The sequence below is a fragment of the uncultured Methylobacterium sp. genome (assembly GCF_964251405.1).
GTDB lineage: Bacteria > Pseudomonadota > Alphaproteobacteria > Rhizobiales > Beijerinckiaceae > Methylobacterium.
The window spans coordinates 1-15,199 of the sequence record NZ_CAXUJR010000086.1; the positions used below are offsets into that span (position 1 = coordinate 1).

Annotated in this window: 16 protein-coding genes and 1 pseudogene; 13 read left to right on the top strand and 4 right to left on the bottom strand. The window is 68.9% G+C overall.

Going from position 1 to position 15,199, the window contains the following annotated elements; all coding sequences use genetic code 11:
- Nucleotides 1-1,216: multidrug effflux MFS transporter (locus ACFE7U_RS14335; RefSeq protein ID WP_375410396.1), on the top strand; the 1,216-nt coding region annotated here is incomplete at its 5' end.
- A gap of 71 nt (nt 1,217-1,287) precedes the next feature.
- A complete protein-coding gene (locus ACFE7U_RS14340; RefSeq protein ID WP_375410397.1) occupies nt 1,288-1,806 on the top strand; it encodes a DoxX family membrane protein in 519 nt (172 codons plus the stop codon).
- Nucleotides 1,807-1,808: 2 nt separating this feature from the next.
- On the opposite strand, the gene ACFE7U_RS14345 is transcribed toward ACFE7U_RS14340, so the two are convergent.
- The gene (locus ACFE7U_RS14345; protein ID WP_375410398.1) at nt 1,809-3,209 is read right to left on the bottom strand and encodes an MFS transporter; all 1,401 of its coding nucleotides are present in this window, start codon (nt 3,207-3,209) and stop codon (nt 1,809-1,811) included.
- A gap of 323 nt (nt 3,210-3,532) precedes the next feature.
- On the opposite strand from ACFE7U_RS14345, the gene ACFE7U_RS14350 reads away from it, so the two are divergent.
- The 6 genes from ACFE7U_RS14350 to panE all read left to right on the top strand — a co-directional run bounded on the left by ACFE7U_RS14350 (nt 3,533) and on the right by panE (nt 8,221).
- Nucleotides 3,533-4,417: a DUF3313 domain-containing protein gene (locus ACFE7U_RS14350; protein WP_375410399.1), complete on the top strand. Its 885-nt coding sequence runs from the start codon at nt 3,533-3,535 to the stop codon at nt 4,415-4,417.
- A 180-nt stretch (nt 4,418-4,597) separates the two neighbouring features.
- A complete protein-coding gene (gene guaB / locus ACFE7U_RS14355) occupies nt 4,598-6,091 on the top strand; it encodes an IMP dehydrogenase (RefSeq protein WP_375410400.1) in 1,494 nt (497 codons plus the stop codon).
- A gap of 36 nt (nt 6,092-6,127) precedes the next feature.
- Nucleotides 6,128-6,358, top strand: coding sequence for a hypothetical protein (locus ACFE7U_RS14360; RefSeq protein WP_375410401.1), 231 nt, complete (start codon nt 6,128-6,130; stop codon nt 6,356-6,358).
- Complete coding sequence (locus ACFE7U_RS14365; protein WP_375410402.1) at nt 6,355-6,783, top strand: type II toxin-antitoxin system VapC family toxin; 429 nt, start codon at nt 6,355-6,357, stop codon at nt 6,781-6,783. The genes ACFE7U_RS14360 and ACFE7U_RS14365 overlap by 4 nt, the downstream gene beginning before the upstream one ends.
- Nucleotides 6,780-7,211, top strand: a complete 432-nt coding sequence (locus ACFE7U_RS14370) for an MAPEG family protein (protein WP_375410403.1) — start codon at nt 6,780-6,782, stop codon at nt 7,209-7,211. The genes ACFE7U_RS14365 and ACFE7U_RS14370 overlap by 4 nt, the downstream gene beginning before the upstream one ends.
- A gap of 68 nt (nt 7,212-7,279) precedes the next feature.
- Nucleotides 7,280-8,221 (top strand): 2-dehydropantoate 2-reductase, encoded by a 942-nt coding sequence (gene panE / locus ACFE7U_RS14375; RefSeq protein ID WP_375410404.1) that lies wholly within the window; start codon nt 7,280-7,282, stop codon nt 8,219-8,221.
- A gap of 9 nt (nt 8,222-8,230) precedes the next feature.
- Here panE and ACFE7U_RS14380 read toward each other — a convergent pair whose 3' ends face one another.
- Nucleotides 8,231-8,395: a hypothetical protein gene (locus ACFE7U_RS14380; protein WP_375410405.1), complete on the bottom strand. Its 165-nt coding sequence runs from the start codon at nt 8,393-8,395 to the stop codon at nt 8,231-8,233.
- A gap of 147 nt (nt 8,396-8,542) precedes the next feature.
- On the opposite strand from ACFE7U_RS14380, the gene ACFE7U_RS14385 reads away from it, so the two are divergent.
- The 4 genes from ACFE7U_RS14385 (at nt 8,543) to ACFE7U_RS14400 (ending at nt 12,972) form a co-directional block, all read left to right on the top strand.
- On the top strand, nt 8,543-9,856 hold the full coding sequence (locus ACFE7U_RS14385; RefSeq protein WP_375410411.1) for an RsmB/NOP family class I SAM-dependent RNA methyltransferase: 1,314 nt from the start codon (nt 8,543-8,545) through the stop codon (nt 9,854-9,856).
- Nucleotides 9,857-9,932: 76 nt separating this feature from the next.
- Complete coding sequence (locus ACFE7U_RS14390; RefSeq protein WP_375410406.1) at nt 9,933-10,925, top strand: alpha/beta hydrolase; 993 nt, start codon at nt 9,933-9,935, stop codon at nt 10,923-10,925.
- An 88-nt stretch (nt 10,926-11,013) separates the two neighbouring features.
- Nucleotides 11,014-11,757 carry a sulfite exporter TauE/SafE family protein gene (locus tag ACFE7U_RS14395; protein ID WP_375410407.1) on the top strand — a complete coding sequence of 248 codons (744 nt, stop codon included), beginning with the start codon at nt 11,014-11,016 and terminating at the stop codon, nt 11,755-11,757.
- A 126-nt stretch (nt 11,758-11,883) separates the two neighbouring features.
- Nucleotides 11,884-12,972, top strand: a complete 1,089-nt coding sequence (locus ACFE7U_RS14400) for a DUF808 domain-containing protein (RefSeq protein WP_375410408.1) — start codon at nt 11,884-11,886, stop codon at nt 12,970-12,972.
- A 93-nt stretch (nt 12,973-13,065) separates the two neighbouring features.
- Here the strand turns inward: ACFE7U_RS14400 and ACFE7U_RS14405 are convergent, their stop codons facing one another.
- Nucleotides 13,066-13,296 carry a hypothetical protein gene (locus ACFE7U_RS14405; RefSeq protein WP_375410409.1) on the bottom strand — a complete coding sequence of 77 codons (231 nt, stop codon included), beginning with the start codon at nt 13,294-13,296 and terminating at the stop codon, nt 13,066-13,068.
- Nucleotides 13,297-13,432: 136 nt separating this feature from the next.
- Here ACFE7U_RS14405 and guaA point away from each other — a divergent pair, with 136 nt between their 5' ends.
- Nucleotides 13,433-14,989, top strand: a complete 1,557-nt coding sequence (gene guaA / locus ACFE7U_RS14410) for a glutamine-hydrolyzing GMP synthase (RefSeq protein WP_375410410.1) — start codon at nt 13,433-13,435, stop codon at nt 14,987-14,989.
- Nucleotides 14,990-15,068: 79 nt separating this feature from the next.
- On the opposite strand, the pseudogene ACFE7U_RS14415 reads toward guaA, so the two are convergent.
- A pseudogene (locus ACFE7U_RS14415) lies at nt 15,069-15,199 on the bottom strand (type II toxin-antitoxin system prevent-host-death family antitoxin); the annotation flags it as partial.

The following is a 15,199-nucleotide window of genomic DNA, read 5'->3' on the forward strand; positions in this document are numbered from 1 at the left end:
CTGGACAGGCCCGGGCTTCGGCGAGTTCGTCGGCATCGTCGCGCTCATGATGGCGGTCACCGCCATCTCCATCGACAACCTGCTGCCGGCCTTCCCGGCGATGCAGTCGCATTTCGGAATCTCCGACCCGAACCGCCTGCAATTGCTGATCTACGTCTACATGATCGGCTTCGGCGTGGCACAGCTCGCCTACGGGCCGCTCTCGGACACCTACGGGCGGCGGCCGGTCCTGCTCGGGAGCCTTGCGATCTACGTCGCCGGCTGCGGCCTCGCCATGGTGGCGCCGACCTTCGAATGGATGCTCGCCGCCCGGATCGTTCAGGGCGTCGGCGCGGCCGGAGGGCGCGTGCTCTCCACTGCCATCGTGCGCGACCGCTTCGCCGGGCGCGAGATGGCGAGCGTGATGTCGCTCATCATGATGGTGTTCCTGATCGTCCCGATGGTCGCCCCCGCCATCGGCGGCGCGATGCTGCTGCTGGGATCCTGGCACTATGTCTTCGTCTCGATGCTCGCCCTGGCCGGCATCCTCGTCCTGTGGTTCTCGATGCGGATGCCGGAGACCCTGCCGCCCGAATTCCGGCGGCCGCTGTCGCTGAAGGCGGTGTTCGAGGCCGTGCAGATCACCCTGCGCACCCGCGTCGCCGTCGGCTACGCGACGGCGCTCGGCCTGCTCACCGGCTGCATCATGGGCTATGTCGGCTCGGCCCAGCAGGTCTTCGATACCGGGCTCTACGAACTCGGCGCGCTGTTCCCGCTCGCCTTCGGCCTCGTCGCGGGTGCCATGGGGGCCGCGACGCTGGTCAATGCCCGCATCGTGCGGCGGCTCGGCATGCGGACGCTGTCGCATGCGGGTCTGAGCCTGTTCGTGGTGGTCGGCGTCGTGCAGGTCGTTCTCGGACTCGCCTACCAGGGCAAGCCGCCGCTGGTCCTGTTCCTGGCGGTCTTGAGCCTCAACCAGTTCCTGATCAGCTTCGCCATGCCGAACTTCAACGCCCTGGCGCTGCAGCCGCTCGGCGAGATCGCCGGCACCGCCTCGTCGTTCCTCGGCTTCTACACGACGATCCTGGGTGCCCTGTGCGGCTACCTGATCGGCCGGGCCTTCGACGGAAGCGTGCTGCCGATCGGCATCGGCTACGCGGTGCTGGGGGGACTGGCGCTCGCGGTCGTGGGGTGGACGGAAAGGGGCCGGCTGTTCCGCGGCGGCGTCTCGGGCTGAAGGCTTAACGCCGTCTTCAGCCAAACCGTCGAGCTTGGGCTCTCTTGGATCCAGCCCGACGGAGACGACGCGTGACCGGTCGCAGCCACGATGCCCTGCTCTTTGCCTCGCGGCTGCTCCTCGCAGCCGCCCTCCTGCCGACGGGGATCGCCCGCGCCCTCAACGTCTCGGGCTTCGCCCTGACGCTCGCGGGTGCGGGAATGCCGATGCCGAACGCGGTGGCGACCGCGGCTGTCGTCGTCCAGGTCTTCGGCCCGCTGGCCGTCCTCCTCGGCGTGCTGCCGCGGATCAGCGGCCTCGCGCTCGCCGCCTTCGCTGCGGTGATGGCAGTGCTGCTGCATCCGTTCTGGCAGTTCTCGGGCGCGACCTTCCTCACCGAGCGCGCCCTGTTCCTGGCCGATCTCGGGCTTGCCGGCGGTTTCCTGATCTACGCGCTGACCGGCCCCGGCGCCTGGAGCTGGCAGGGCTGGCGGCAGGGCGTCGCCTCGCCGGCCCCCCCGGCCGCCCCGGCCGCCAGGGCCCCGTCGGGCAGCGGCCGCAGCGGTCCCAAGCGCTCTGCCGCGCGGAAGGGCGCTCGGGCCGCCGCCTGACCTTACGCGGCCTTGTCGGCGAGGCGCTGGCCCGAGACCTCCGAGCCCGCATCCGCCGACAGGCGGAGGAAGGCGAACAAGGATGTCGCCGAGATCATCGCCACGGCGACGAAGGCCGGCCAGAAATCGGCCGCGGCGATCGCGCTGCGTCCCTCCCAGCCCGCCGCCGTCTCGAGCGCCAGCGCGCCGATCGACACGCCGAGGCTCAGGGACAATTGCTGCGCGACGCTGGCGAGGCTCGTCGCCGCGCTCATGTCGCGGGTCTCGATGTCGGCATAGGCCAGCGCGTTGACGCAGGTGAATTGCAGCGAGCGCACGCAGCCGCCGATCAGCAGGATGGCCACGATCAGCCAATGCGGCGTCTGCGCCGTGAACAGCCCGTTCACCGCGAGGAAGGCCGAGGCGAGGACGGCGTTGACCAGCATCACCCGCCGGAACCCGTAGGCGCGCAGGATGCGAGGGCCGATGAGTTTGATGAGGAGGGCGCCGGCCGCCGCCGCGAAGGTGAGCAGCCCCGATTGCAAGGCGTCGAGCCCGAACCCGACCTGGAACAGCAGCGGCAGCAGGAACGGGATCGCGCCGGTGCCGATCCGGAACAGGCTGCCGCCGGTCACCGAGGCACGGAAGGTCGGATAGCTGAGGAGATCGAGCCGGATCACCGGATGCGCGATCCGGCGTGAATGGCGCAGATAGAGCGCGAGAAGCACGATCCCCGCGGCGAGGCAGCCCCATGAGACCGCCTCCGGCAGGAGATGCCGCCCGCTCGACGCGATCCCGAGCATCAGCGTCGCGAGGCCGAGCCCCGAGAGCAGGAAGCCGAGGACGTCGAGGGGCGGGCGCTCCGCCTCCTTCAGGTTCTCGAAATAGATCGTCGAGAGCACGATCCCGGCGATGCCGATCGGGATGTTGATGAAGAAGATCCAGCGCCAGTCGAGGCTCGTGGTGATCAGGCCGCCGAGCGGCGGCCCCATGATCGGCCCGATCAGTGCGGGGATCGTGAGGTAGGCGAGGGCGCTCACGAGCTCGCTTTTCGGCACGCTGCGCAGGATCACGAGGCGCCCCACCGGCACCATCATGGCGCCACCGATCCCCTGGAGGAAACGCGCGGCCACGAATCCCGTCAGCGAGCTCGACGCCGCGCAGACGAGCGAGCCGGCCATGAACACGACGAGCGCTGCGCGGAAGATGGTGCGCGCACCGTAGCGGTCGGCCATCCAGCCGCTGATCGGGATGAAGATCGCCAGACTCACCAGATAGGCGGTGAGCGCCAGCTTGAGGGCAATCGGGTCCTCCCCGAGGCTCGCCGCAATGGCCGGCAGCGCCGTGGCGATCACCGTCGAGTCGGTGTTCTCCATGAACAGGGCAGTGGCGACGACGAGGGGAACGATCTGGGAGCGACGCATCGGGCAGGATAAGGCCGCTCTCGCGAGAGTGGTTGCATCGGAGTTGATCGGAGGGGACCGATGCGTGGCGGCGTCGTTATCCGAACGGCTAACGATGGGCGAGCCGGGGATGAAAGCGCCACCTGCAACGTGGGAGCATTTCGTTGCCCATCGGACACAGGCGGGCGGTGGCGAAGGCGTCGGGGCGGCTCCCGTCCTTCCCGCGCAAGTGCGGCATGTCTAGATTGCACCGCAATGCGAGGTCGCCGTCCGGTCGCTGCTCTGCGGGTAACCGCACTGCACCTGGATCGGCCGCCGTCCTCCGAAATGGCGAAAGTGTGTGGATGCCCCGACGGTTCGACAAATTCGGAATGGTCTCGCGGGCGTCGGCCGGCCTGAGCCTCCTCGCCCTTCTGGCGGGCTGCGGCACCATTCTGCTCAACGAGACCGGCTCTCTCACGCGCTACGATCGGCTCACGGCGAGTTCCGAGTCGACCACGCGCACCAAGCTCTACGTCGATCCCGGCGCCCTGGCCGCCGCCCGCACCGTCCGGATCATCCCGACCCAGTTCCCGCAGGCGGTGTCGGGTTCGAGCCTGACCGAGGGCGAGCGCCGCCTGATCGCCAACGCCGCCGACCGTGCCCTCTGCTACGAACTCTCGCTGCGCTACGATGTGGTCTCATCGAAAAGGGCCGACCTGACCGTCCGGGCGGTGGTGACCCGGGTCGCGAGCACCGACGTTCCGGCGGCGGGTGCGACCATCGCCACCTCAGCCGGCATCTCGATCGCGTCTCAGCTCGGCGTCGGTTTCGCCAGCACGGTCGGGCGCGTGCCCGTCCCGCGGGTTCCGATCGGTCTCGGCGCCCTGACCGTGGAGGCCGAGGCTCTCGACGGGCGCCGCGAGCAACGGGCCGCGATGGTCTGGGGCGGGGCCGCCAACGCCTTCACCAATCAGGCGCGGTTCTCGCCCGCCAGCGACGCCTACGATCTCGCCGGCGAGTTCGGGCAGGATTTCGGCGGCTTCGTCGCCACCGGAATCGACCCGTTCAAGGCCCCCTACGCGCTCCCGAACGCCAACCGCATCCGGGTCACGGTGCTCGGCGAACGGCCCCTCGATCCCGACTGCGAGCGCTTCGGCCGTGCCCCCGGCGTCGACGGCATCATCGGCGACTATATCGGCCTGCCGCCGGACTGGACCGACAAGGGCGCACGCCCGATCGTCGACTGAGATCGTGGTTCGGACGACGCGGGCTGCGCATGGGAGCCCTGCGGCACGCGTTTTTGCAGCTTGTCGCGACACTCTTGGCTTTGCGCCGCCTCCGGCCGCGTGATATCGCCCCGTGCCAACTCATTCACGCCGGCCCGGACTTCCGGGGCGGCGTCGTTCACCCTTTTTGGGAGTTGGTTCATGGCCCGCATCACGCCTCAGTCGATCACCGAGGGCCTGACCTTCGACGACGTGCTCCTGCGCCCCGCCGCCTCGTCGGTAATGCCCACCGAGGTCAACGTCGCGACGCGCCTGACACGGGCGATCCACCTCAACCTGCCGATTCTGGCCTCGGCGATGGACACCGTCACTGAGGCGCCGATGGCCATCGCCATGGCGCAGAACGGCGGCATGGGGGTGATCCACCGCAACCTCGAGCCGCACGAGCAGGCCGAGCAGGTCCGCCTCGTCAAGAAGTACGAGTCGGGCATGGTGCTCAACCCGATCACCATCCACCCCGACGAGACCCTGGCGGACGCCTTCTCGCTGATGAAGCGGAACCGCATCTCCGGCATCCCGGTGGTGGAGCGCGGCCCCAACGGTTCCCGTGGTAAACTCGTCGGCATCCTGACCAACCGCGACGTCCGTTTCGCCACCAACGCCTCCGAGACGGTGGCCGAACTCATGACCCGCGACCGGCTCATCACCGTGCGTGAGGGGGTGAACCAGGAGGAGGCCAAGCGCCTGCTCCACCAGTTCCGCATCGAGAAGCTGCTCGTGGTCGACGATCACTACCGCTGCATCGGGCTCATCACCGTCAAGGACATCGAGAAGCAGGTCGCCTATCCGGGCGCGGTCAAGGACGAGCAGGGCCGCCTGCGCGTCGCCGCCGCCACGACCACGGGCGACAGCGGCTTCGAGCGGGCCGAGCGCCTGATCGATGCCGGCTGCGACGTGATCGTCGTCGACACGGCGCACGGCCACTCGATCAAGGTGCTCGACGCGGTGCGGAGGGTGAAGCAGCTCTCCAATTCGGTCCAGGTGGTGGCCGGCAACGTCGCCACCCGCGACGGAGCCCAGGCATTGATCGATGCCGGCGCCGATGCCATCAAGGTTGGCATCGGCCCAGGCTCGATCTGCACCACCCGCATCGTGGCCGGCGTCGGCGTACCCCAGCTGACCGCCCTGATGGAGGCTGTCGAGGCCGCCGACCGGGCCGACGTGCCGGTGATCGCCGATGGCGGCATCAAGTATTCGGGCGACCTCGCCAAAGCCATCGCGGCCGGCGCCTCGGTGGCCATGCTCGGATCGCTGCTCGCGGGCACCGACGAGGCTCCGGGCGAGGTCTTCCTGCACCAGGGGCGGTCCTACAAGAGCTACCGCGGCATGGGCTCGGTGGGCGCGATGGCCCGGGGCTCGGCCGACCGCTACTTCCAGGCCGAGGTCAGCGACACCCACAAGCTCGTGCCCGAGGGCATCGAGGGCCAAGTGCCCTATAAGGGCCCGGTCGCGGCGGTGCTGCACCAGCTCGCCGGGGGCCTGCGCGCCGCGATGGGCTATGTCGGGGCGCCGACGATCCCAGAATTCCAGGAGAAGGCGCAGTTCGTGCGCATCACCAATGCGGGCCTACGCGAGAGCCACGTCCATGACGTGACGATCACGCGGGAGAGCCCGAACTATCCCGGGCGGGGGTGAGGGATAGACTGTAGGGGGATGGGCAGGAGTAACGACATGCCTGAACTGAGCATCGAAGGTCTCGACGACTCGACGCTGCGGACGATCGCGTTCCAGGCCGAGGTTCAGAACAGGTCCGTCAACGAGGTCGTCATCGGATTGATCCGGCTCGGCCTCCTCCACGACGTCGAAGGCCGCGTCGCCGTGGCAGATCGCATTCGCTCTCGATCGAAGCCGTCATCGGAAGACAGCACGGATATCATCCGCCGGATGCGGGACGCCGTGTGATCGTCGTCGATGCCAGCGTGGCGGTGAAATGGTTCATCGCCGAAGCAGATTCTGACACGGCCCTTACCCCTTTCAGGTCGGGAGCCGTGCTCTTGAGTCCGGACCACGCGCTTGGTGAGATCGGTGAAGTTCTCGTGCGACATTGTCGGCGGGGCGGCATGACCATCGATGAAGTCCGAAGCGCGAACGATGCCGTCACCGAGCGTCTCGCCCTGCGCTCGCCGCTGCCGCTCATCGATCTCGCCACGACGATCGCGCTCGACGCTGCGATCAGCTTCTACGACGCCCTCTACGTCGCCGCAGCAGAAAGCTGGCACGCTCCCTTGGTGGCGGCCGACGCGCGGCTGGTGAACGCTGTCGCGGCAACGCCGTGGCGCTCACGAGTCGTCCTCTTGCGCGACTGCCGCGATACGAGAGATCCATGACCGTCCAGGCTGTTCTCGCCCCCGTCTTCGCGCAGGTGCTCCTCGTCTTCGTGCTCCTGTTCTGGATGGGCCGCGTCCGCTTCGCCGCAGTGGGAGCCGGTGCGGTCAAAGTCCGCGACATCGCTCTGGGGGAGCGCAACTGGCCGGCGCGAGCCCAACAGGCGGCCAACGCCTTCTCGAACCAGTTCGAGCTGCCGGTCCCGTTCTTCGCCCTGGTGCCGCTCGCCCTCTACACGAAGAAGGCGGACCTGCTCTTCGTCGTCCTTGCCTGGGTGTTCGTCGCGTCCCGCATCGTCCATGCCGGGATCACCGTCACGTCTAACCACGTCCCGTACCGGTTCCAGTCATATCTCGCGGGAGCGCTGGTTCTGGTGGCGATGTGGATCGTCTTTGCCGTCAGGATTTTCCTCGCTCCCGTCGGAATCTAGGGGCGGCCTGGAAAACCCGTCGCCTTCTCCGTTAAGGAGGACGCGGACCAGGGTTGGGGAAACGTCCTATGCGCGTGCTCGTCGTCGGCGCCGGTGCGACCGGTGGATATTTCGGAGCGCGGCTCGCCGAGGCCGGTCGCGACGTCACCTTCCTGGTCCGGCCCGGCCGTGCGGACAAGCTCGCCGCGACGGGCCTCGTCGTGAAGAGCCCGAACGGCGACATCCATATCCCGAACCCCCAGACTCTCACCGCCGCCGATCTCGCGGCGGGCAAGGGCGAGGGCTTCGCGCTCGTCCTCCTGAGCTGCAAGGCCTACGACCTCGACGGAGCGATCGCGGATGTGACACCGGCCGTCGGCGCCGGCACCGCCGTTCTGCCGATCCTAAACGGGCTGCGTCATCTCGATGCCCTCGACGCGGCGTTCGGACAGGAGCGGGTGCTCGGCGGCTCCTGCGCCATCGTCTCGACCCTGGGACCGGCCGGCGAGATCCGGCAGATGAACGAGCTCCACACCTTCACTTACGGTGAGCGCGACGGCACGCGCTCGGAGCGCATCCTGGCCGTGGAGGCGCTGATGGAGGGCGCCAAGTTCCAGCCGCGCCTGAGCGAGACGATCGTCCTGGAGATGTGGGAGAAGTGGGTGTTCCTCGCCACCCTGGCCGGCTCGACCTGCCTGATGCGCGCCACGATCGGCGACATCGTCGGCTCGCCCGGCGGCCTCACCTTCGTCAACGGCCTCTACGACGAGTGCATCGCCGTCGCGACCGACGCGGGCCACACGCCGCGCGAGAAGCCGGTGCGCAACGGCCGCGGCATCCTCACCGCGGAGGGCTCGGCCTTCACCGCCTCGATGCTGCGCGACATCGAGAACGGCGCGCGGATCGAGGCCGACCACATCGTCGGCAATCTGATCGCGCGGGCGAGGGATGCGTCGGCCTGCCCGTTGCTCGGACAGGCCTATACCCATCTCAAGGCCTACGAGCGCCGCCGCCAGCGTGGCCAGGGTTGAGCCCGGCCTTCAGTAACGCGGGCCGCGCGGCGACGCGTTGCCGTATTCGAGCTGGGTCTTGGCGTCGTAGGGCTTGGCCGGCGGCGGGGTCAGGTCGGGAGCCGGAGCGTTGGCGCAGGCGGCAAGCGCGGCAAGGGCAAGGCTCGCGACGGTGAGTTTGATGACGGACGGCATGAGGGGTTCGAAGCTCCGGGAAGTCACAGGCAGGGTCTGCCTCCGGTCCGATCGCGGATCGCGCCGGCCGTCAGGACGGCCTATGGTCCGCTTTTGGCGTAAGCGTGGCCGTATCGCGGCGGACCGCGCCTTATCGAGGATCGTCCGCTGACCCCACCCGCCCGCCTGTCCGCCGCCATCGAGGTCCTCGCGGATATCGCCGACCGTCGCCGGCCCGCCGCAGATGCCCTCAAGGATTGGGGACTGTCCCATCGCTTCGCCGGGTCCGGCGATCGCGCCGCCATCGCCAGTCTCGTCTACGATGCGTTGAGGCGCAGGGCGTCCGCCGCCTGGATCATGGGCTCCGAGGCGCCGCGGGCCATCGCGATCGGCATGCTGCGGCTGCAATACGGCCTCGCCGAGCCGACCGTCGCCGGCCTGTTCAGCGGCGAGCGCTTCGCCCCCGAGCCGCTGACCGCGGAGGAGCGCCGTTGCCTCGTCGAGGGCTCCCTGGCCGAGGCCCCGCCTCACGTCGCGGGCGACGTGCCGGACTGGGTGCTGCCGGCCCTCGCCTCGGTGTTCGGCGACCAGCTCCTGGACGAGCTGCGCGCCCTCGGTCGCCGGGCACCCCTCGACATCCGCGTCAACACCCTCCAGCGCAGCCGCGACGAGGCTTTGGCCGGGTTGGCGCATCTCTCGCCCGAGCCGACGCCGCATGCGCCCCATGGCCTGCGCATTCCCCTGGGCGAGGACGGCCGCGGCCCGGCCCTCCATGTCGAGCCGGAATTTATCGCAGGCTGGTACGAGATCCAGGACGAGGGCTCGCAGCTCGCGGGCCTGCTCTGCGGCGCGCGACCGGCTGAGACCGTCGTCGACCTCTGCGCCGGCGGCGGCGGCAAGACCCTGGCGCTCGCGGCCGCCATGGGCAATTCCGGCCGGCTCGTCGCCAGCGACGACGATCCTCGCCGCCTCGCTCCGATCCACGAGCGCCTGCGCCGGTCGGGCGCCGTTGCCGAGGTGAGGACGCCCCGCGCCGGCCGCGCAAGGGCCAACGTCTCGGCAGACGTCCTGGCCGACCTCGACGGTGAAGCCGACCGCGTCCTCGTCGATGCACCCTGTACCGGTTCCGGCACGTGGCGGCGCAACTCGGACGCAAAATGGCGCCTGCGCCCCGGCTCGTTGAGCACCCGTCTTCAAGACCAGGCCGCGGTCCTCGATCGTGCCGCGAGACTCGTGAGGCCGGGCGGGCGCATCACCTACGTCACCTGTTCGCTGTTCCCCGACGAGAACGACGGTGCCGTGGCGGCCTTCCTTGATCGGCATCCGGACAGCTTCACCTGCATCGAAGCCCGCACGATCGTCGATGCACTCGACGATCGTCTTCGGCCGGCTTTGCGCTTCACGACCTCCGGCCTGCAGATGAGCCCGGGCCTGACCGGCACCGACGGATTCTACGTCGCCACCCTGGAGCGGAAGCGCTGATGCGGCGGGCGCGGCGTGAGACATCGCTGCGCCCAGGCGTCGTTGCCCGGTCGCCTCGCCCGGCGGCGAGGCCGGCGTGACGTTCGCCCGGCGCGACCTGCTCGCCGGCCTCGCCGCCAGCCTGTCGGCCGCGGGCGGGACCGAGGCCCAGACGCAGTCTCCGGTTGGTCCGCCGAGGCCCGGCCCCTTCATGGCCCCGGGCAGCGATCTCGACGTCATCGACCTCTGGCCCGGACTTCCCCCCGGCGGCGGCGGCCCGATCGCCGCGGACGGACGCTTCGACGAGACCCGGGAAGGCGTCATCACCAACGTCGCGCGGCCGTGCCTGCTGGTGGTGAGGGCGAGCAGGCCCAACGGGGCCGCCGTGATCGTGGCGGCCGGCGGCGGCTATCGCCGTATCGATATCGGCAACGAGGGCCTGCCCGTCGCGAACTGGCTGGCAACCGCCGGCATCGCCGCCTTCGTGCTGGTCTATCGCCTGCCGGGGGAAGGCTGGTCGGCGGGCCCTGTGGCAGCCTTGCAGGACGTCCAGCGCGCTCTGCGGCTGATACGGGCGGGGGCGGCCGACTATGCCGTCGATCCGCAACGGATCGGCGTGCTCGGCTTCTCCGCTGGCGGCCACCTGATGGGCGAAGCCGCGGTACGGTACGCCGACGGCGTCTATGCGCCGGTCGATGGACGTGACGCCCTCTCGGCCAGGCCGGAACTCGCGGGCCTGATCTACCCGGTCATCACCCTGCGCGCGCCTTTCGACCGAACCTCCACGCGGCGCGTTCTCGTCGGCGATGCGCCGACCCCCGAACAGGCGGCCGCCTATTCCGTCGACAGCCATGTCCGAGAGCGCGGCCCGCCGATGTTCCTCGCTCAGTCCGCCGACGATCCCATTGCCGTCGTCGACAATTCTCTCGTGATGTTCTCCGCCCTGCGCCGCGCCCTGATCCCCACGGAGATGCATCTGTTCGAGCGCGGCGGCCACGGCTACGGCCTCGGCGTTCCGGGATCGCCGGCGGCGGCTTGGCCCGGCCTGTTCCTGACCTGGATGCGCCGGCGCGGGTTCCTGCGGGCCTAGCCATCGGGATCCTTCCGGACAGTGGTCCTGATCTTTTTGGTCGATGCTCGTCGACGCCGTCGAAACAGCCTTCACGAAAGACCTTTTCATGGACCCGCATCTCGGGATCGTTATGCTCGGTGCGGCGGCCGGAGGCCTGGTGCAGGGGCTGTCCGGCACCTCCTTCGGCCTCGTGACCATGGCGGTCTGGGCCTGGTCGATCGATCCCGTCCTGAGCGGACCACTGGTCGTGTTCGGGTCGCTCGTCGGCCAGATCCTATCGATCGGCTCCATCCGGCGCAGCCTGAGGCTGTCGCTCGTCCTGCCTTTCGTCGCGGGCGGCCTGATCGGGATCCCCATCGGGGTCGTCCTGCTGCGGATCATCGATCCGCTCCATTTCAAGCTCGCCGTCGGCATCCTTCTGGCCGTCTGGTGTCCGGCGATGCTGTTCGCCCGGAACCTGCCTCGCATCGCCGGAGGCGGGCGCATCGCGGATGCGGCCGTCGGTCTCGTCGGCGGGGTGATGGGAGGTCTCGGCGGCCTGACCGGCGCCGCTCCGACGCTATGGGCGACGCTGCGCGGGTGGGACCGCCATACCCAGCGGGCGGTGTTCCAGGGTTTCAACCTCACGATGCACGCGGTGACGATGGCGACCTATTTCGCCGTCGGTGCCGTGTCGCAGCAGGCGTTGGGATTCTTCCCGGCCGTCGCGGCCGCGGTCCTGATTCCGAGCTTCATCGGTGTCAGGCTCTACGGCCGCTTCGACGACGCGGCCTTCCGCATCGTGATCCTGTCGCTCCTGGCCGCCTCGGGGGCCGTGCTGATCGCCACCACCCTTCCGAAGATGCTGTGACGCGGTGTTCCACGACGCATCTGCGAAACACTTTCACGGTCCCGTGATCTTTTGGGCGGTTGCATCGTTGTCCGTGCTTCGAAGGGCGGCCGCCGGCCAGCCGCGGATGGACGTGAGGAAGACCCCTTGAGCATCGGCCTGATCGCAATCCTCGACGACGTGGCGGCTCTCGCCAAGGTGGCCGCCGCCTCCCTCGACGACGTCGCGGCCCAGTCTGCCAAGGCCGGGACGAAGGCGCTCGGTATCGTCATCGACGACGCCGCGGTGACCCCGCGCTACGTGGTGGGCTTCGCCGCAGCCCGCGAGTTGCCGATCATCGGGCGGATCGCGTTGGGGTCCCTGAAGAACAAGTTCCTTTTCCTTCTCCCCGGCGCCCTGGCGCTGAGCTTCTTCGCGCCCTGGGTGATCACGCCCCTCCTGATGCTGGGCGGCGTCTATCTCTGCTACGAGGGCGCCGAGAAGGTGCTGCACGCCCTGGCACCCCACCAGGCCGAGGCCCATGAGCAGAAAGTGGGCGCGTCGAAGGACGACATCAGGGCCCAGGAGGATGCCCGCATCAGCAGCGCCATCCAAACCGATTTCATCCTCTCGGCCGAGGTCATGGCTCTGACCCTGGCCTCCCTGGACGCCTCCTCGGTCGCGATGCAGGCGACCATCCTGTCCGTGGTCGCCCTGGGCGTGACCGTGATGGTCTACGGGTTCGTGGCGCTCATCGTGAAGGCGGACGACGCCGGTGTGGCACTGGCCACCAACGGGCGTCCCGCCTCGAGCCTGCTCGGAATGCGGATGCCGGCGCCGGCCGCGCAGCCCTCGGGTGCGGACCGGGCGATACGTCCGATCACCCAGGGAATCGGCCGCGGCCTCGTCGCCGGCATGCCTTCTTTCCTCAAGGTCCTGGCGATGGTCGGAACGGCGGCGATGCTGTGGGTCGGCGGCGGCATCATCCTGCACGGGCTCGAGGAGTTCGGCATCAAGGAGCCGACCCATCTGGTCCACGGCGCTGCGACCTGGGCGGCCGGCATGGTTCCGTCCCTGGCGGCTGCCGTGGAATGGATCGTCACGGCCGCTCTCTCGGGCGTGCTCGGGCTGATCATCGGTGGCCTGACGATTCCCCTCGCGCAGTACGTGATCGCACCGGTCGCCACGAAGGTGATGTCACTGTTCCGGCCGAAGCCCGATGCCGACCCGAAGAATGCCGCTGCGCACAGGGCCTGATCGGCAGAAACATCGGATGGCCCCGAGGGGCCATCCGCGACCGTCGGGCTGTCGTCACCGATGATGATCGCCCGGCGACCGGAGCGAGGGCGATCAGAGGCAGCGACGCTTGCGCACCACGGTGACGCGGCCCATCGGACCACGGCGCTTGGTGACAACGGTCTTGCACCGTGGCCCACGGACCACCGTGCGCCGGACGACCCGGGTCTGCTCGATCGCGTTGTCGGGTGCGAGACCCTGGCCGACGCCGAAGGGTGCGGCTTGGGCCGGTGCGGCGAGGCCGGCGAGGGCAATGGCGGCGATCCCGAAGATGGTGGCTCTCATGGAATGAGGCTCCTGTTCGTTGCTGGGGCGCGCCGTCTCGCCCGCAGAGCCTGAACGTTCGATTAATCCCCGACCGCGTCGCGAGCACATGATCGGGTGCGTTGCACCCCGAGGGTCCCTCGTCTAACTCCGATCCATGATCACCGACCACGACAAGATCCTCATCGTCGATTTCGGCTCCCAGGTGACGCAGCTCATCGCGCGGCGCGTGCGCGAGGAGGGGGTCTATTGCGAGATCGTCCCCTTCACGAAGGCAGCCGAAGCCTTCGCGGCCGTCAAGCCAAAGGGCGTGATCCTGTCGGGCGGGCCGGAATCGGTGACCACCGACGCCTCGCCGCGCACGCCGCAAATCATCTTCGATGCCGGCGTGCCGGTCTTCGGCATCTGCTACGGCCAGCAGACCATGGCGGCCCAGCTCGGCGGCGAGGTCGAGGCCGGGCACCATGCCGAGTTCGGCCGCGCCGAGATCGAGATCCTGTCGGAGTGCCCGCTCTTCAAGGGCGTCTGGCATGTCGGCGAGCACTATCCGGTCTGGATGAGCCACGGCGACCGGGTGACGAAGCTCCCCGATGGCTTCACCACCGTGGCGATGTCGAAGAACGCGCCCTTCGCCGCGGTGGCGGACGAGGCACGCGGCTTCTACGCGGTGCAGTTCCACCCGGAGGTGGCCCATACGCCCCACGGGGCGCTGCTGATCCGCAACTTCGTGCGCGACATCGCCGGGTGCTCGGGCGACTGGACCATGGGCGCCTACCGCGAAGAGGCCATCGCGAAGATCCGCGAGCAGGTCGGCAGCGAGCGCGTGATCTGCGGATTGTCGGGCGGCGTCGATTCGTCCGTGGCGGCGGTGCTGATCCACGAAGCGATCGGCTCGCAGCTCACCTGCGTCTTCGTCGATCACGGTCTCCTGCGCCTCGGAGAAGCCGAGGAGGTCGTGCGGCTGTTCAGGGACCACTACAACATCCCGCTGGTCCACGTGCAGGCGCAGGAGATGTTTCTCAGCGCGCTCGAAGGCGTCAGCGACCCGGAGGTGAAGCGCAAGACCATCGGGCGCCTGTTCATCGAGGTGTTCGAAGCGGAATCGCTCAAGATCGGCGGGGCCGCGTTCCTGGCCCAGGGGACGCTCTATCCGGACGTGATCGAGAGCGTGTCCTTCACCGGCGGCCCTTCGGTGACGATCAAGAGCCACCACAATGTCGGCGGCCTGCCCGAGCGCATGAACATGAAGCTCGTCGAGCCCCTGCGCGAGCTGTTCAAGGATGAAGTGAGGGTGCTCGGCAAGGAGCTCGGACTGCCCGAGGCCTTCGTCGGCCGCCATCCCTTCCCCGGCCCTGGCCTCGCAATCCGCTGCCCCGGCACGATCACCACGGAGAAGCTGGACGCGCTCCGGAAAGCCGATGCGATCTACCTCGACGAGATCCGCCGTGCCGGGCTCTACGACACGATCTGGCAGGCCTTCGCGGTGATCCTGCCGGTGAAGACCGTCGGCGTGATGGGCGACGGGCGCACCTACGACCACGTCTGTGCGCTCCGTGCCGTCACCTCGGTCGACGGCATGACGGCGGATTTCTACCCCTTCGACATGGCCTTCCTGGGCCGGGTCGCGACGCGGATCATCAACGAGGTGAAGGGCATCAACCGGGTGACGTACGATATTACGTCGAAGCCTCCGGGGACGATCGAGTGGGAGTGAGTGAATCCGATCAAGCGGATTTTTTCGGCGATTGTGTCTAGACCGCGTGCGGGTCGTGAACGCTCGCGGTCGTGAGCCGTCATTGCAGGCCATCCCGCATCGACCGCAGCAGATCAGCGGCGCTCTGGACCTGCGCCGGCATGCTCGCCGTAAGGGACCGAAGCAGGGCCGCGTCGATCGGCTTGCGCGGCCTCGCTACGGCTGTGAGTC

Bases quoted from the DNA above. Each gene is read 5' to 3' on its own strand.
- ACFE7U_RS14345 (WP_375410398.1), bottom strand. From the start codon at position 3,209: ATGCGTCGCTCCCAGATCGTTCCCCTCGTCGTCGCCACTGCCCTGTTC.
- ACFE7U_RS14350 (WP_375410399.1), top strand. From the start codon at position 3,533: ATGCCCCGACGGTTCGACAAATTCGGAATGGTCTCGCGGGCGTCGGCC.
- guaB (WP_375410400.1), top strand. From the start codon at position 4,598: ATGGCCCGCATCACGCCTCAGTCGATCACCGAGGGCCTGACCTTCGAC.
- ACFE7U_RS14360 (WP_375410401.1), top strand. From the start codon at position 6,128: ATGCCTGAACTGAGCATCGAAGGTCTCGACGACTCGACGCTGCGGACG.
- ACFE7U_RS14370 (WP_375410403.1), top strand. From the start codon at position 6,780: ATGACCGTCCAGGCTGTTCTCGCCCCCGTCTTCGCGCAGGTGCTCCTC.
- panE (WP_375410404.1), top strand. From the start codon at position 7,280: ATGCGCGTGCTCGTCGTCGGCGCCGGTGCGACCGGTGGATATTTCGGA.
- ACFE7U_RS14380 (WP_375410405.1), bottom strand. From the start codon at position 8,395: ATGCCGTCCGTCATCAAACTCACCGTCGCGAGCCTTGCCCTTGCCGCG.
- ACFE7U_RS14395 (WP_375410407.1), top strand. From the start codon at position 11,014: ATGGACCCGCATCTCGGGATCGTTATGCTCGGTGCGGCGGCCGGAGGC.
- ACFE7U_RS14405 (WP_375410409.1), bottom strand. From the start codon at position 13,296: ATGAGAGCCACCATCTTCGGGATCGCCGCCATTGCCCTCGCCGGCCTC.
- guaA (WP_375410410.1), top strand. From the start codon at position 13,433: ATGATCACCGACCACGACAAGATCCTCATCGTCGATTTCGGCTCCCAG.